13 protein-coding genes are annotated in these 14,671 nt (G+C 70.2%); 6 read left to right on the top strand and 7 right to left on the bottom strand.

The window, feature by feature from the left end; translation table 11 throughout:
• The first annotated feature begins 6 nt into the window (after positions 1-6).
• The 3 genes from aroQ (at position 7) to ACX80K_RS06215 (ending at position 3,506) form a co-directional block, all read left to right on the top strand.
• Complete coding sequence (gene aroQ, locus ACX80K_RS06225) at positions 7-516, top strand: type II 3-dehydroquinate dehydratase (RefSeq protein ID WP_459271002.1); 510 nt, start codon at positions 7-9, stop codon at positions 514-516.
• A gap of 50 nt (positions 517-566) precedes the next feature.
• Positions 567-2,453, top strand: coding sequence for a dipeptide ABC transporter ATP-binding protein (locus ACX80K_RS06220; RefSeq protein WP_459271001.1), 1,887 nt, complete (start codon positions 567-569; stop codon positions 2,451-2,453).
• A 75-nt stretch (positions 2,454-2,528) separates the two neighbouring features.
• Entirely contained in the window at positions 2,529-3,506 is a 978-nt protein-coding gene (locus ACX80K_RS06215) for a DUF5996 family protein (protein WP_459271000.1), read from the top strand.
• Between the two features lie 9 nt (positions 3,507-3,515).
• On the opposite strand, the gene ACX80K_RS06210 is transcribed toward ACX80K_RS06215, so the two are convergent.
• The 3 genes from ACX80K_RS06210 to ACX80K_RS06200 form a co-directional block, all read right to left on the bottom strand.
• Positions 3,516-4,457 (bottom strand): ABC transporter permease, encoded by a 942-nt coding sequence (locus ACX80K_RS06210; protein ID WP_459270999.1) that lies wholly within the window; start codon positions 4,455-4,457, stop codon positions 3,516-3,518.
• A complete protein-coding gene (locus tag ACX80K_RS06205; protein WP_459270998.1) occupies positions 4,454-5,458 on the bottom strand; it encodes an ABC transporter permease in 1,005 nt (334 codons plus the stop codon). Before ACX80K_RS06205 ends, ACX80K_RS06210 begins: the two co-directional genes overlap by 4 nt.
• A 96-nt stretch (positions 5,459-5,554) precedes the next feature.
• On the bottom strand, positions 5,555-7,249 hold the full coding sequence (locus tag ACX80K_RS06200) for an ABC transporter substrate-binding protein (RefSeq protein ID WP_459270997.1): 1,695 nt from the start codon (positions 7,247-7,249) through the stop codon (positions 5,555-5,557).
• Positions 7,250-7,459: 210 nt separating this feature from the next.
• Between ACX80K_RS06200 and ACX80K_RS06195 the strand changes: the two genes are divergently transcribed.
• Positions 7,460-8,464 (top strand): DUF2332 domain-containing protein, encoded by a 1,005-nt coding sequence (locus ACX80K_RS06195; RefSeq protein WP_459270996.1) that lies wholly within the window; start codon positions 7,460-7,462, stop codon positions 8,462-8,464.
• A gap of 7 nt (positions 8,465-8,471) precedes the next feature.
• Here ACX80K_RS06195 and ACX80K_RS06190 read toward each other — a convergent pair whose 3' ends face one another.
• A complete protein-coding gene (locus ACX80K_RS06190; protein WP_459270995.1) occupies positions 8,472-9,671 on the bottom strand; it encodes a MarP family serine protease in 1,200 nt (399 codons plus the stop codon).
• 234 nt (positions 9,672-9,905) lie between these two features.
• Between ACX80K_RS06190 and ACX80K_RS06185 the strand changes: the two genes are divergently transcribed.
• Positions 9,906-10,583 (top strand): Crp/Fnr family transcriptional regulator, encoded by a 678-nt coding sequence (locus ACX80K_RS06185; protein WP_104050098.1) that lies wholly within the window; start codon positions 9,906-9,908, stop codon positions 10,581-10,583.
• 135 nt (positions 10,584-10,718) lie between these two features.
• Here ACX80K_RS06185 and ACX80K_RS06180 read toward each other — a convergent pair whose 3' ends face one another.
• Genes ACX80K_RS06180 through ACX80K_RS06170 form a run of 3 tightly spaced genes read right to left on the bottom strand, consistent with a single transcriptional unit; the run spans position 10,719 to position 12,283 of the window.
• Complete coding sequence (locus ACX80K_RS06180) at positions 10,719-11,633, bottom strand: NUDIX hydrolase (protein WP_459270994.1); 915 nt, start codon at positions 11,631-11,633, stop codon at positions 10,719-10,721.
• A 3-nt stretch (positions 11,634-11,636) separates the two neighbouring features.
• Complete coding sequence (locus ACX80K_RS06175; RefSeq protein WP_459270993.1) at positions 11,637-12,125, bottom strand: RidA family protein; 489 nt, start codon at positions 12,123-12,125, stop codon at positions 11,637-11,639.
• 2 nt (positions 12,126-12,127) lie between these two features.
• Positions 12,128-12,283 carry a DUF4177 domain-containing protein gene (locus ACX80K_RS06170; RefSeq protein WP_459270992.1) on the bottom strand — a complete coding sequence of 52 codons (156 nt, stop codon included), beginning with the start codon at positions 12,281-12,283 and terminating at the stop codon, positions 12,128-12,130.
• Between the two features lie 35 nt (positions 12,284-12,318).
• Here ACX80K_RS06170 and ACX80K_RS06165 point away from each other — a divergent pair, with 35 nt between their 5' ends.
• Positions 12,319-14,670, top strand: coding sequence for a transglycosylase domain-containing protein (locus tag ACX80K_RS06165; protein WP_459270991.1), 2,352 nt, complete (start codon positions 12,319-12,321; stop codon positions 14,668-14,670).
• Position 14,671 lies beyond the last annotated feature (1 nt).

Below are 14,671 nucleotides of genomic sequence, written 5' to 3'. Positions count from 1 at the left end.
TAGGGCATGACCCCGCGCACGCCCAGCATCCTCGTCATCAACGGACCGAACCTGAACCTGCTCGGCACCCGGGAGCCGGCCGTGTACGGCACGGCGACGCTCGACGACGTCGAGCGTCTCGCCGCGGAGACCGCGCGCGGGCGCGGATGCGGCAGCACGGCGATGCAGTCGAACCACGAGGGCGAGATCATCGACGCCATCCACGCGGCGCGCTCGACGTCGGACGGGATCGTCATCAACGCCGGCGCCTTCACCCACACCTCGATCGCCATCCGGGACGCGCTCGCCGCCGTCGGGCTGCCCGTGGTCGAGGTGCACATCAGCAACGTGCACCGACGTGAGGAGTTTCGGCACTCCTCCTACATCTCCGGCGTCGCCGACGCCGTGATCGTGGGTGCCGGCGTCGACGGCTACCGCCTGGCGGTGGACCACCTCGCCGGCCGGCTCGCCGCGGCCGCCGCGGACGGCGACGGGACCGGCCCGGACACCGGCATCGTTCCCGAAAAGTTAGCGTAGGCCCTCGCCGCACGGACGCCGCCCGGCCTTCCATAGGGCACGATGGAGCTATGACGGACATCACTCCCGCCGGCAGCGCGGCCGCCCAGCCCGAGAACCCCGAGGCACCCCTGCTCGAGGTGCGGAACCTCGCGGTGAGCTTCCGGACCACGCACGGCGACGTCCACGCGGTCGAGGACGCGAGCTTCAGCCTCAAGCGCGGCAGCGCCCTCGCGATCGTCGGCGAGTCGGGCTCGGGCAAGTCGACGACGGCGATGGCGTGCATCGGCCTGCTGCCCGGCAACGGCCGGGTCACCTCCGGCAGCATCCTGTTCGAGGGCCAGGACCTCGCGACGCTGACCGAGGCGAAGATGCGCTCCATCCGCGGCCGGGCGATCGGGCTCGTCCCGCAGGATCCGATGTCGAACCTGAACCCGGTGACGAAGATCGGCACGCAGGTCGCCGAGACCCTCCTGGTCCACGGCATGGCCACCAAGAAGAACGTCAAGCAGCGGGTCATCGAGGTCCTGACCGCCGCCGGGCTGCCCGACGCCGGCGAGCGCGCCAAGCAGTACCCGCACGAGTTCTCGGGTGGCATGCGCCAGCGGGCGCTCATCGCGATCGGCCTCGCGTGCCAGCCGCGACTCCTCATCGCCGACGAGCCGACATCGGCCCTCGACGTCACCGTGCAGCGCACGATCCTCGACCAGATCGACTCGATGACGGAGCAGCTCGGCACGTCGGTGCTCCTCATCACGCACGACCTCGGACTCGCTGCGGAGCGTGCCTCACAACTCGTCGTGATGCACCGCGGACGCGTGGTCGAGACCGGACCGGCCGACCAGCTCCTCAACGACCCGCAGCACCCCTACACGCAGTCCCTCGTCCGGGCGGCACCGAGCGTCGCCGCCGTGCGCCTGCGGCCCGGCGCCTTCACGGCGGATGCGGCGTCGCGCCTGAAACTGGCCGAAGCCGTCTTCGCCGAGCACGAGGCAACACACGAGGGTGGACATGCCGGAGCCGCACCGGCGACCGGGGCGGACCGGGACACCGTCTCCCCGCCGGCACCGGGCACTGCCGGCGCGCATGCCGCGACGTCGTCGTCGGACCGGCCGACCGGACCGGACCGGACCGGCGAGGCGCCGGCGCACGCCGCTCCCCCGAACATCGTGGAGATCCGGGACCTCACGAAGGTCTACAGGCGGCGCGGCAGCAAGGAGGACTTCTACGCGGCGAAGAACGTCACCCTCGACGTCCCCCGCGGGCAGACGGTCGCGATCGTCGGCGAGTCCGGCTCGGGCAAGACCACCACGGCCCGGATGCTGCTCCGGCTGATCGAGCCGACGTCCGGCACCATGACGTTCGACGGCATGGACGTAGCCACGCTCGACAAGGCCCAGCTGTCCGACTTCCGCCAGCGCGTGCAGCCGATCTTCCAGGACCCCTACTCGTCGCTGAACCCCATGTTCACGATCGAGCGCATCGTCGAGGAGCCGCTCAACGCCTACCGCCGCGGATCGAAGAAGGAGCGCGCGGCGCGCGTGCGGGAGCTCCTGGACCAGGTCTCGCTCCCGCAGAACGCCCTGCGGCGCTACCCAGCCGAGCTCTCCGGCGGGCAGCGCCAGCGCGTCGCGATCGCCCGCGCCCTGGCGCTGCAGCCCGAGCTCATCGTGTGCGACGAGCCGGTCTCCGCGCTCGACGTGCTGGTGCAGGCGCAGATCCTGAAGCTCCTCGGCGACCTGCAGTCCGAGCTGGGGCTGAGCTACCTGTTCATCTCCCACGACCTCGCCGTCGTGCGCCTGATCTCGGACTACGTCTGCGTCATGAAGGACGGCGAACTGGTGGAGGCCGCCAGTTCCGAGGAGGTCTTCCAGAACGCCCGGCACCCGTACACGCGGCGGCTGCTCGCCTCCATCCCGGGCAACGAACTCGAGATCGACGAGGACCTCGCGTCCTAGTCCGGCCGGGCGCGCCCTGTCCCCCGGCGGAGGCAGCACCTACTGTGGGCTGAACGACCGACAGCGGGAGGTACCGTGAGCGACCAGGGCATTCCGGCCGGCAGGGGCGGCGCGACGGCGGACGGGTGGTCCGGTGGCTGGCCGGAGCTGCGCGTCGCGGACTGGCAGGACACGCGGGCCACCCTGCACATGTGGCTGCAGGTCGTCGGCAAGATCCGGATGGCGCACGCCCCGCTGGTCAACCACTGGTGGCAGGTGCCGCTCTACGTCACGCCGCGGGGTCTCGGTACCTCCCCCATCCCGTACCGGGCCGGCATGTTCGACATCGAGTTCGACGTCGTACACCACCGGCTGGTGGTGAGGAGCAGCTCCGGGGAGGATCGCAGTGTGCCGCTCGCGCCGCAGTCGGTCGCGGAGTTCCACGCGCGGACCCTGGACGCCCTGGCCGGGCTGGGGATCGAGGCGCCGATCCGCCCCGTCCCCACGGAGGTGGACCCCGCCGTCCCGTTCGCGGAGGACCACCACCACGCGTCCTACGACCCCGGTGCCGTCACGGCGTTCTGGCGGCAGCTCGTCCAGGCCGAGCGGGTCCTCACCCGCTTCCGTGCCGAGTTCCTCGGCAAGGTGAGCCCGGTGCACTTCTTCTGGGGCGCCATGGACCTCGCCTGCACGCGCTTCTCCGGCAGGACCGCACCCCTCCACCCGGGCGGTGCCCCGAACTGCGCCGACTGGGTCATGCAGGAGGGGTACTCGCACGAGCTCTCCAGCTGCGGGTTCTGGCCCGGCGGCGGGGAGGAGGGCGCCTTCTACTCGTATGCGTACCCGGAGCCCGAGGGCTACCGCGATGCACCCGTCGACGTCGACGGCGCGTTCTACAGCGACGAGTTCCGGCAGTTCCTGCTCCCGTACGAGGCCGCGCGGGCGGCGGAGGACCCCGACGGCGCGCTGCTCGCGTTCCTGCGGGCCACCTACGCGGCGGCGGCGGACCTGGGGTGCTGGGACACCGGCCTGCTCACCGACCCGGATCGGTTGGAGGGGCACAGGCGCCCGTAGGAGAGCGCCCTACTTCCTGCGCGTCTTCGGATCGAGCGCCTCGCGCAGCGACTCGCCCAGCAGGGTGAAGCCGAGCGCCGTGATGACGATGCACGCACCCGGGAGGAAGGCGAGCTGCGGTGCGACCCCGAGCTCGGCCTGGGCGTAGGTGAGCATGCGTCCCCACTCGGCGGTCTGCGGCAGCCCGCCGCCGAGGCCGAGGTAGGCCAGCGCGGCGGCGTCGATGACGGCGGTGGCGAGGCTGAGGGTGGCCTGCACGATCACGGGTCCCATGCTGTTCGGCAGCAGGTGGCTCATCGTGATCGTCCTGCGGCTGAGGCCCAGGGTCTGCGCCGCGAGGATGTAGTCGGCGCCCCGCTGCGACAGCATCGTGGAGCGCAGGAGCCGCGCGAAGATGGGAATCTGCGAGACACCGATGGCGATCATGATCGCGTAGGTGCTCTGGCCCAGCATCGCGGCGATGCTGACGGCGAGAAGGAGGCTGGGGACGGACAGCAGGATGTCCACGAACCGCATGATCACGCTGTCCACCCAGCCACCGAGGCCCCCGGCCAGCAGGCCGAGCAGCATGCCGCCCGCGAGGCCGAGTGCCGTCGAGACCACGCCGATGAGCAGCGAGGCCCGGGCGCCCCAGATGAGCTTGCTGAGGACGTCCCCGCCGAAGCGGTCCAGTCCCAGCGGGAATCCCTCGATCGCGCCCGGCCCGGGAATGGCGGTGGGTGTGATCGACGTGCGTCCCGGCAGCTCGTCGCCGCCGTAGGGCGCGAGGATCGGCGCGAGGATGGCCACGAGCAGGAACAGGCCGATGATGACGGCCCCGACGATCGCCTGCGGGTTCCGGCGCAGCCGGAGGTAGGCGTCCTTCCACAGGCCCGTGCCGCGCCCGGTGTCGATCGCGGGATCGGCGGGGGCCGCGGAGCCGCCGGCAGCGGGGGGCAGGATGGTACTCATTGCACACGCACCCTCGGGTCGATGACGGAGTATGAGAGATCGACGATCAGGTTGATCAGCGCGTAGAGGACGGCGATGAAGATGATGAAGCCCTGGAGGACCGGGTAGTCGAGCCCGAAGATGGCGTCCCGCAGGAACCGGCCGATGCCGTTGAAGGCGAAGACCGTCTCGGTCAGCACCGCACCGGAGATGAGCAGGCCCAGCTGGAGGCCGATCGTCGTGACCACGGGGAGCATCGCGTTCCGCAGGATGAAGCTGCTGCGGATGGTGCTCTCCCTGAGTCCCTTGGCGCGGGCGGTGCGCACGTAGTCGGCGTTCTGCACCTCGAGGACGGAGGCGCGGGTGATGCGGACGATGATCGCCAGCGGGATGGTGCCGAGGGCGAGCCCCGGCAGGATCAGGTGCAGGAAGGCGTCCCAGGCGGCGTCGTACTCGCCCGTCAGCAGGCCGTCCAGCACGTAGAACCCCGTGTAGTGCGTGGCATCGATCCGGGGGCTCTGCCGTCCGTCCGGGGGCAGGAGCGACCACTGGATCGCGAACAGGTACTTGAGGATGAACGCGAGGAAGAAGACCGGCACCGTGATGCCGATCAGGCTGAGGACCACCGAGCTGTGGTCGATGAACCGGCCGTTGTGCCGCGCCGCGAGGTACCCGAGCGGTATCCCCACGCCGATGGCGAAGATCAGGGCGACGATCGTCAGTTCGATGGTGGCCGGGAACCGGGTGGCGAACTCCTCGAGCACCGGACGGCTCGTGTTGATGGAGACGCCGAAGTCCCCCTGGAGGAGCTTGCCCATGTAGGTCAGGTACTGGGTGATCAGAGGGCGGTCGAAGCCGTACAGCTCGTTGATCCGGGCGATGGCTTCCGGGGTGGCCTTCTCCCCGAGGAGGGCGGTGGCCGGGCCGCCGGGGAGATTGCGCACCCACAGGAACAGCAGGATGGACAGGCCGAACAGGGTGGGGATGAGCAGGGCTAGCCGCTTACCGATGACGCGTAACACTGGGGATCCTTCCGGGTGAACCGGGACGCCGGGCGGGGGTAGTGCGGCGCGGGCCGGCCGCTCGAAGAAGTGGCCGGCCCGCGCTGCGTGGTCCTGCTACTCGCTCAGCTCGATGTTCGTGAAGACCTCGTCGTTGACGGGGCTCGCCGGGTAGGAGGTGACGCGCGGCGCGAAGGCAAGCGACGGAGCGGGGTGGGCGAGCGGGATGGCCGGGTTGAACTCGGCGATCTGCTCGTTGATCTCCTTGTAGAGCTCGGTCTGCTCGTCGCGGTCGCTGATCCCGCGGGCCTCGTCGAGGGCCGCGAAGAGCTCGGGGTTGTCGAAGCCGAACTCCTGCTTCTGCTGGCCGAAGAAGACGCCGATGAAGTTGTCGGTGTCGTTGTAGTCGCCGGTCCAGCCGAGCAGGTGCAGGCCGTGGTCGGGTGTCGCCTGGATCTGGTTCAGGTAGTCGGGCGACCAGGCGGCGGGAGCGGGCTTGACCGTGATGCCGACATCCGCGAGCTGGGCCTGCAGGTTGGTGAAGACCTGCTCCGGCGTCGGCATGTACGGACGGGAGACGTTCGTCGGGTAGTTGAACGTGACCTCGAAGCCGTCGGGGTAGCCCGCCTCGGCGAGCAGTTCCTTGGCGCGCTCGGGGTCGAAGTCGTAGGTGGTGACGTCCTCGTTGTACCCGTCGACGACCTCGGGGATGAACTGCGTGGCGACCTTCGTGCCTTCGGGCAGGGTCTGCGCCACGAGGGCCTCCTTGTCGATCGCGTGGGCGATGGCCTCGCGGACCTTGGGGTCCTTGAGTTCCGGGACGACCTGGTTCATGCCCAGGTAGAGGATCGTGAAGGGATCACGGGCGGTGATGTTGTAGCCAGCGTCCTTGAGGGACTGCGTGTCGGCGGGAGCGACGAGGTCGTAGCCGTCGATGTCGCCGGCCTCGAGGGCCTGGCGGCGTGCCTGCGGATCGTCGATGATGCGGAAGATCGTCTTGGTGATCTGGCCCTTCTCGCCCCAGTAGTCGTCGTAGATGGACAGTTCGAGCTGCTGGCCCACGTTCCACGAGTCGAACTTGAACGGGCCGGTGCCCACGGGGTGGCCGAGGGCGTACTCGCTGAGCGAGGGCGCCTCCGAGGTGCCACCGATCTCGTCGGCCGAGTACTCCTCGAGCGCTGTGGGGCTCTGCATGCCGAAGGCCGGAAGTGAGAGGGCGGGGATGAACCCGGCGAACGGCTTGGCGAGGTTGATGGTGACTTCGTTGTCTCCATTGGCCTCGCACGACTTGTAGACGGCCTCGTCCGGGCTGTCGGCGAAGCCGCGGAACAGGGAGCCGTAGTAGTACGACGTCGACTCGGCCTGCTGGATGCCGGTCCAGTTGTACCAGCGGTCGAAGTTGAAGCAGACCGCTTCTGCGTCGAACGGCGTGCCGTCGTGGAAGGTGACGCCTTCCTTGAGCTGGAAGACGGTGGACAGGCCGTCCTCGGCGGTCTCCCATGACTCGGCGAGCAGCGGTGCGGGGTCGGCGGTGCCCGGTTCCACGCCCACGAGCCCCTCGAAGATCTGGCGGCTGACCCGGAAGGACTCGCCGTCACTGGCGAAGGCCGGGTCCAGCGACTTCGGGTCGGAGGAGGCGGCGAAGACGAAGGTGGAATCGACGGCGGCATCGCCCTCGGCCCCGGTCTCCTCCTCGCGCTGGCTCTGCACGCAGCCGGTGAGGAGGAGTGCTGCGATGGAGAATCCTGCTGTGAGCGCCGCGCGTTTCCTCGCGAAACCTGCGCCGCGCACGGATGTGCCTCGGTTAGACATGTAGTGCTCCTGGTGGACGAGTGGTTCCTACCGGATCTACCGGTAGTGATGGGGACCACGGCGGCGAACGCGCTGATCCGTGTGACGAGCCTAACTTCCGGCCGGCCCGCCGGCGGCATTTCGGCGGCATCCGTGGTTACGATTTGGCATCGCGGGTGCCACGGCCGACGCCGGTGATGCCCGCGAGATACCTGCGAAACCGGAGGAACCATGACGGAGAAGGAAACGGCGACATCCGTGCGCTACCGGCGGTTCGCCGAGGTCGATGCCCGCGGATACTCCCCCCAATACGACGAGTGGTGCACCGGGGTCAGCGACGACGAGGAGGTGCTCGCCCTCCTCGACACCCTCCCCCCGGCACGCCGCCAGCCCGTCCTGTTCCTCGGCGCCGCACGCTTCGTCGGCGTGCCCCTCGGCGACTACGGCACCTTCCGGACCTTCGTCGTCGAGCACTGGCCGGACATCCGCCACGTCCTGGAGACGCGGACCACCCAGACCAACGAGGCCGGACGCTGCGCGGTCCTCCTGCCGAGCCTCGCGGCGATCAGCGCGGCGGAGGACAGGCCGCTGGCCCTGATCGAGGTCGGGGCGTCCGCCGGCGCCTGCCTCTATCCGGACCGGTACGCGTACTCCTACTCCCCCGGCCCATCCCTCGTGCCCGACGGCGGCTCCCCGGTCCCGCCGCTCGCCTGCGCCGTGGCCGGGAACGTGCCGCTGCCGTCGGCCCTGCCTCCCGTGACCTGGCGCGCGGGGATCGACCTGAATCCCCTGGACGCACGCGACGACGGCGACGTGCGCTGGCTCGAGGCGCTCGTCTGGCCCGAGCACCGGTTCCGCGCGGAGCGGCTCCGGGCCGCGCTCGGCGTCGTCCGCGCGGACCCGCCGCTGCTCGTCCGGGGTGATCTGAACGACGAGGTCGAACCGCTCGTCCGGCGGGCGCCGGCGGACGCCGTCGTCGTCGTGTTCCACAGCGCCGTGCTCGCGTATCTCGACGCGGAGGGACGGCGCCGGTTCCGCGACACCATGATGCGGCTCACGGCGGACCGCGAGCACCCGGTGCACTGGCTCTCCCACGAGGGCCACGGCACGCTCGACGGCGTGCCCGGCGCGCTGGAGAAGGCGCCCGGGGAGAAGGACGGCAGGTTCGTGCTGCAGCACAACGGACGGTCGGTCGCGCGCACGGGGCCGCACGGGCAGTCCATCGAATGGCTCTAGGGGGCTCCTAGCCGCGCGTGCACTGTCCCGCCGAGACGGCGTCCGACAGGTCGGGCGCGCTCTCGGCGATGGGGCGCAGTTCCTCGAGGGACAGCGCGTAGCCCACCGGGGCATCGGCCGTGGACTTCGCGAAGACGACACCCGCCACACGGCCCTGCAGGTCGAGGAGCGGTCCGCCCGAGTTCCCCTGCTGCACGTTCGCCGCGAGACTGTAGACCTGGAGCGGCTGGGCGTCGGCGCCGTAGATGTTGTTGACGAGCACGGGCGAGAGGCCCTGCACGCTCGCGGGCTGGATCCGGTACGGGCCGCCCGCCGGGTATCCGGCGAACGCCGCCGTCGCTCCCCGCTCGAGCTCGTCGCCGAGCGTCAGCGGGGCGGCACGCAGGCCGTCGACGGCGATCACCGCGATGTCGCGCGCCGTGTCGAGCTGCACTACCCGCCCCGGCAGTGCACCGCCGCCAGGCACCTCGACCACGGGCTCGTCCACCCCGGCGACGACGTGCGCGTTCGTGATCACCCGGCCCGGTGCGACGACGAACCCGGACCCGGTCTGGTTCTGGCCGCACCGGAACGCCGTGCCCGTGATGCGGACGACCGAGGCGGCCGCCGCCGCGAGTTCGGGGGTGTCCACCGAGGCGTCGGGCACGATCGCCGGTGTCGCGGGGCCCACGCTCTCGAGGATCGTGGGGATGCCGTCGTCGACCGCGATGGTCCGCAGCTGCGCCATCCAGGTGCGCACCGGCCCGGGAGTCGCCGTGTCGATCCCCCGGATCACCTGCGAGGCCGCCAGCGGCTGCGACAGGAAGGGGACGCCGAGGGTCCCCACGCTGAACGCGAGCATGGAGAGCACGAGGGCGGCGACGACGACGTTCACCACGCCACCGAGGATCCGGTCGACGAGGCGCAGGGGCGGGACGTCGGACCAGCGGCGGATGGATGCGCCGAGCGCGGAGCCGACGGCCTGGCCGACGATGACGAGCACCACGACCGTACCGATCACCGCGATCAGGCGCCAGGGGTTGTCGGGCACCCACGCGCTGACGAGCGGGATCGAGAAGAACGCCGCGACCGCGCCGGCGACGAAGCCGGCGATGCCGCCGAGGGTCACGAGGAAGCCGTTGCGGATCCCCGTCACGAGATAGCCGAGGAGGACCACCACCAGCACGAGGTCGAGCAGCGTGAACCCCGCGAGGCTGAATTCCGGCACTACGTTCTCCTGGCTCTGGACGGCGGGAGAATCGCTTGCCTCCCGACACTGCGAGCGATTCTAGCCGCGCGCCATGGGAAGAAGCCTGGCAGGACGCCGGGAACGGACCCCGGGGCGCCCGAATACCGGGGACGGGGGCGTGTATCAGTCGTCACAACCGCTCGGGTACGGCAAGATGGACAGCAGAAGACAGCGGGGACCGCCGCGGAACGACGCAATTCATCAGGAGAGTTCATGGATATCGAGGTACTGCGCCGGGCGCCCCTCTTCGCATCACTGGGAGACGACGTCTTCGCGGCGCTCACGGACGAGCTGATCGAAGTGGATCTGCCCCGCGGATCGTCCGTCTTCCGGGAGGGCGACCAGGGCGACCAGCTGTATTTCATCGTCTCCGGCAAGATCAAGCTCGGGCGCACCGCGCAGGACGGGCGCGAGAACCTCCTCGCGATCCTCGGCCCCGGCGAGCTGTTCGGTGAGATGGCGCTGTTCGACCCGAGCCCCCGCACCGCGACGGCGACCGCCGTGTCCGAGACGCGCCTGGCCGGCCTGAAGAACGAGGACCTGCGGACGCTGCTCGAGACGCGTCCCGAGGTGTCCGCCCAGCTCCTGCAGGCGCTCGCCCGCCGCCTCCGCCGCACCAACGAATCGCTCGCGGACCTCGTGTTCTCCGACGTCCCGGGGCGCGTCGCGAAGGCCTTGCTCGACCTCGCCGACCGCTTCGGCAGGCCGGCGACCGACGGCATCCTCGTGGCGCACGAACTCACGCAGGAGGAACTGGCCCAGCTCGTCGGGGCGTCACGGGAGACCGTCAACAAGGCGCTGGCCGAGTTCGTCCAGCGCGGCTGGCTCCGCCTCGAGGCGCGCGCCGTCGTCATCCTCGACATCCAGCGCCTCCGCCAGCGCAGCCGCTGACCCCACCCGACGACGGAAGGCACCTGCCCGACGGCGGGTGCCTTCCGTCGTTCCGGGCACCGGCATCGGGACGGTCCGCTCGGAGCGCGCTCGCGCAGCATTCCATGCTGTCCCCGCGGAAGGGACCGGACGGCGTCAGCGCCCCCGCTGGACCGACCCGCCCTCGGTGAGCTTCGGGCACTCGACCTGCAGCATGAGGTCGCCGTCGCGCTCGGCGAGCTGCGGGTGGTAGACCTTCACCGGGCGCTTGTGCGAGAGGTAAGCGATGCAGCCGCGCGAGGACCCGATCTTCTCGAGGATGATCTCGACGGCGGGCACCGCCAGCTCGCTGAGCGTGCGGCCCACCGTGTTCGGCTGGCCCACCTCGTCGCCGAGCCTCGTGGTGTCACGGTCGGCGATCTCCTGGGCGGCCCAGCGCCACTGCCCCCAGACGCCCTTGCTCGCGAGGATGCTCGGCTCCTGGTTCACCGGCTGCGCGGCGGCGAAGTAGTGGGTGTCGAAGCGGCGGTGCGCGAAGTCCGGCGTCACCCAGTGCGAGAGCGGCTTGATGAGGTCCGTCCGGACGCCCAGGCCGCGGCGCCCGAGGATGTCCGTGAACCGGCACTCACCCTCGTTGATCGCCTCGCGCGCCTTCATCCACTCCTTCGCCTGCGTGCCCTCCACCATGGACGAGGCGTCGGGTCCGGCGAGCAGCACCCCGGTCTCCTCGAACAGTTCGCGGATCGCGCACAGCACATGGCGGCGGGCCACACGGTGGTCCTCGACGCCGAGGGCCTTCGCCCACATGGCCGGCGTCGGACCGAACCAGCGCAGGTCGTCGTCGTCGGACTCCTCGATGCTCCCGCCGGGGAACCCGAGGACGCCGAGGGGGGAACTGCCCCGCCGGTAGGAGAGGTAGGTCTCGGTGCCGATCGCGCTGTCGCGCAGCAGGACGACCGACGACGCCGGGCGAGCCTTCAGCGGGGTGCGTTCCCCGTGTTCGATCCAGCTCTGTGCTGCCGTGCGCTGGTCCGGAGCGACGGGGAAGAGCCGGGTGCTGAGCCGGTCCACGGCCTAGACGAACTCCGCGATGACCTCGACCTCGACGGGCGAGTCGAGGGGGAGGACTGCCACGCCGACGGCGGAGCGTGCATGCACGCCGGCCTCGCCGAGGACGGCGCCGAGCAGTTCGGAGGCACCGTTGACGACACCGGGCTGGCCGGTGAACGAGGGATCGGACGCGACGAAGCCGACGACCTTCACGATCCGGGTGATGCGGTCGAGGTCGCCGATCTGGCTCTTGATGGCTGCCAGGGCGTTCACGGCGCAGGTCGCGGCCAGCGAGTTCGCCGTCGCGGCGTCGACTCCGCCGTCGGACCCGACCTTGCCCGAAGCTGTGAGTTTGCCCTCAATAAACGGCAGCTGTCCCGAGGTGTACACGTGATTGCCGCTGATCACGGCAGGGACGTAGGACGCGACGGGCGGGACCACGTCGGGCAGGGCGATGCCGAGGTCCGCGAGGCGGGCCTCCACGGCGGAAACCGCGGTATTCCCAGCAGGCACTGCTAGCTCTTCTCCCTCTTCAGGTACGCGACGAGGCCGTTGCCGTCGGGCCCGGGGACCACCTGCACGAGCTCCCACCCGTCCGCGCCCCACTGATCGAGGATCTGCTTCGTCGCGTGGATGATGAGCGGAATCGTGGAGTACTCCCATTTCGTCATGGGGAAAGCCTAGCGCGTGCTTGTAAACTGGAATAATGGCTGCGCGCAAATCACCCCTCTTCGACACGGCAACCACCCTCGGCAAGATCATCGCCTTCCTCGGCATCAGTGGTCTTGCGGGTGTGCTCGCCGCGGGCCTCCTCGTGCCCGTGGCCGCCGCCGCCGGTACCGGCGCCTCCGCCTCGCTGCAGTTCTTCGAGCAGCTGCCGGCCGAGCTGGAGCGCGAGGCCCTGGCGCAGCCGACCACCATCCAGGCCGCTGACGGGTCGCTCATCGCGACCCTCTACGAGGAGAACCGCCAGCCGGTGACGCTCGACCAGGTGTCCCCGACGATGCAGAACGCCCTCATCGCGATCGAGGACTACCGCTACTACGAGCACGGCGGCGTGGACCTCGAGGGCATCCTCGGCGCGATCGCCAGCAACGTCTCGAGCGGCACGAGCCGCGGAGCCTCCACCATCACGCAGCAGTTCGTCAACAACGTCCTGATCGACTCCGCGCGGCAGAACGGCGGGACCGTCACCCTGAGCGGCGGCGGCAAGACCGTGGGCGACAAGCTCCGCGAGATGAAGCTCGCCATCGCCGTGGAGAAGGAGCTCTCGAAGGACGAGATCCTCGAGGGCTACCTCAACATCGTCCCCTTCAGCGGTACGACCTTCGGCGTGCAGGCCGCCTCCAAGTACTTCTTCAGCGTCGACGCGAAGGACCTGAACATCCAGCAGAGCGCGCTGCTGGCCGGGCTCGTCAACGGCCCGAGCGCCTACAGCCCCGAGTCGAACCCGGAGGGCGCGCTGCAGCGCCGCAACATCGTCATCGACGCGATGCTCACCCGCGGCAAGATCACCCAGGAGGAGCACGACGCCGCCATCGCCACGGACCTCGGCCTGAACATCACGCCGACGCTGAGCGGCTGCGTCGGGGCGGCCCAGGCGCCCTACTTCTGCGACTACGTCACGCACCTGATCCTCAACGACCCCGCCTACGGCGAGACGCCCGAGGACCGCGAGAAGGTCCTCTTCCGCTCGGGCCTGACGATCAAGACCACGCTCGACTCCCGCGTCCAGGCCGCTGCGCAGACCGCCGTCAACGAGACCGCGAATCCTGACACCACGGACGGCGCAGTGGGCCACACCATGCTGAGCCTTGAGCCGAAGACCGGCAACATCCTGTCCATGGCGCAGAACACCCGGTACAACCCGGAGGCCGCGCAGGGCAACACGGTCCTCAACTTCAACGTCGACGAGTTCGCCGGCGGCGACCCGTCCAAGAGCCTCGGCGGCGGCGGCGGCTTCCAGCCCGGGTCCACCTACAAGCCGTTCACCGTCGCGGCCTGGGTCGAGGCGGGCAAGGCCCTCAACCAGGTGGTCGACGGCACCAAGAAGACCTACCCCGAGGGCGACCGCTGGCGCGCGAGCTGCATGGACGGCGGCAACTACGTCATCAACACGCCGGAACTCGAGGGCTACACGCCGCAGAACTACGGCGACCAGAACTACCGGTACACGACCGTCCTCGACGGGTTGGCGCAGTCCCTGAACACCATCACGATGGCGACCGCGAAGCAGCTGGACCTCTGCCGCATCCGCGACATCGCCTTCGACATGGGGGTGCACGACGCCGGCAGCCGCGAAGGCACCCTCAACCCGCCGTCGGTCAACCCGCCCGCCCTCATCGGTGGCGGCGTCGCCGCGGCCCCCATGTCCATGGCGAAGGCCTTCGGCGGCTTCGCCAACGAGGGCACCGTCTGCGAGCCCCGCGCCCTGACCGAGGTCACCGCCGTCGACGGCACGAGCTACCCCGTCCCCGCCGCCTCCTGCAGGCAGACGATCTCCAAGGAGGTCGCCCGCGGAGTCAACCTGGCCACCCAGGAGGTCATGAAGGCCGGGTCCGGCCAGCTACTCGAGTACGGCGACATCCCCATGGCCGGGAAGACCGGGACCAACGACGCCCGCTCGCAGACCTGGTTCATGGGCTACAACTCCGGCATGGTCACCGCCAGCTGGGTCGGCAACTGGCAGGGCGAGGGCGAGGGCAGCTCGCTCGGCGGACTGCAGATCGGTGGCCAGGTCTACCCCGAGATCGACGGCTCGCTCATCGCGGGTCCCTCCTGGGCCCGCTTCATGCAGCAGATCCCGGGCCTCTACGTGGGTACGCCGTTCGCGGCGCCGCCGGCCAACATGGTCAACGGGGGCCAGCGCACCACGCCGGTCAACCCCGCGCGCCCGGCCACCCCGGGCAACGGCACCGGCACCAACACCGGCGGGGCCGGGATCAACTCCGGCGCGACCGGCACGGGCGAAACTGGCACGGGCCCCTCCACGGGTGGTACCACTGGAGGAGATGCCGGCGACGACGGCACCGGTGGCGACGACGGAGGCAACGGCTAGC

Source organism: Arthrobacter sorbitolis, assembly GCF_054510995.1.
This window is presented reverse-complemented; position numbering and strand designations above follow the sequence as displayed.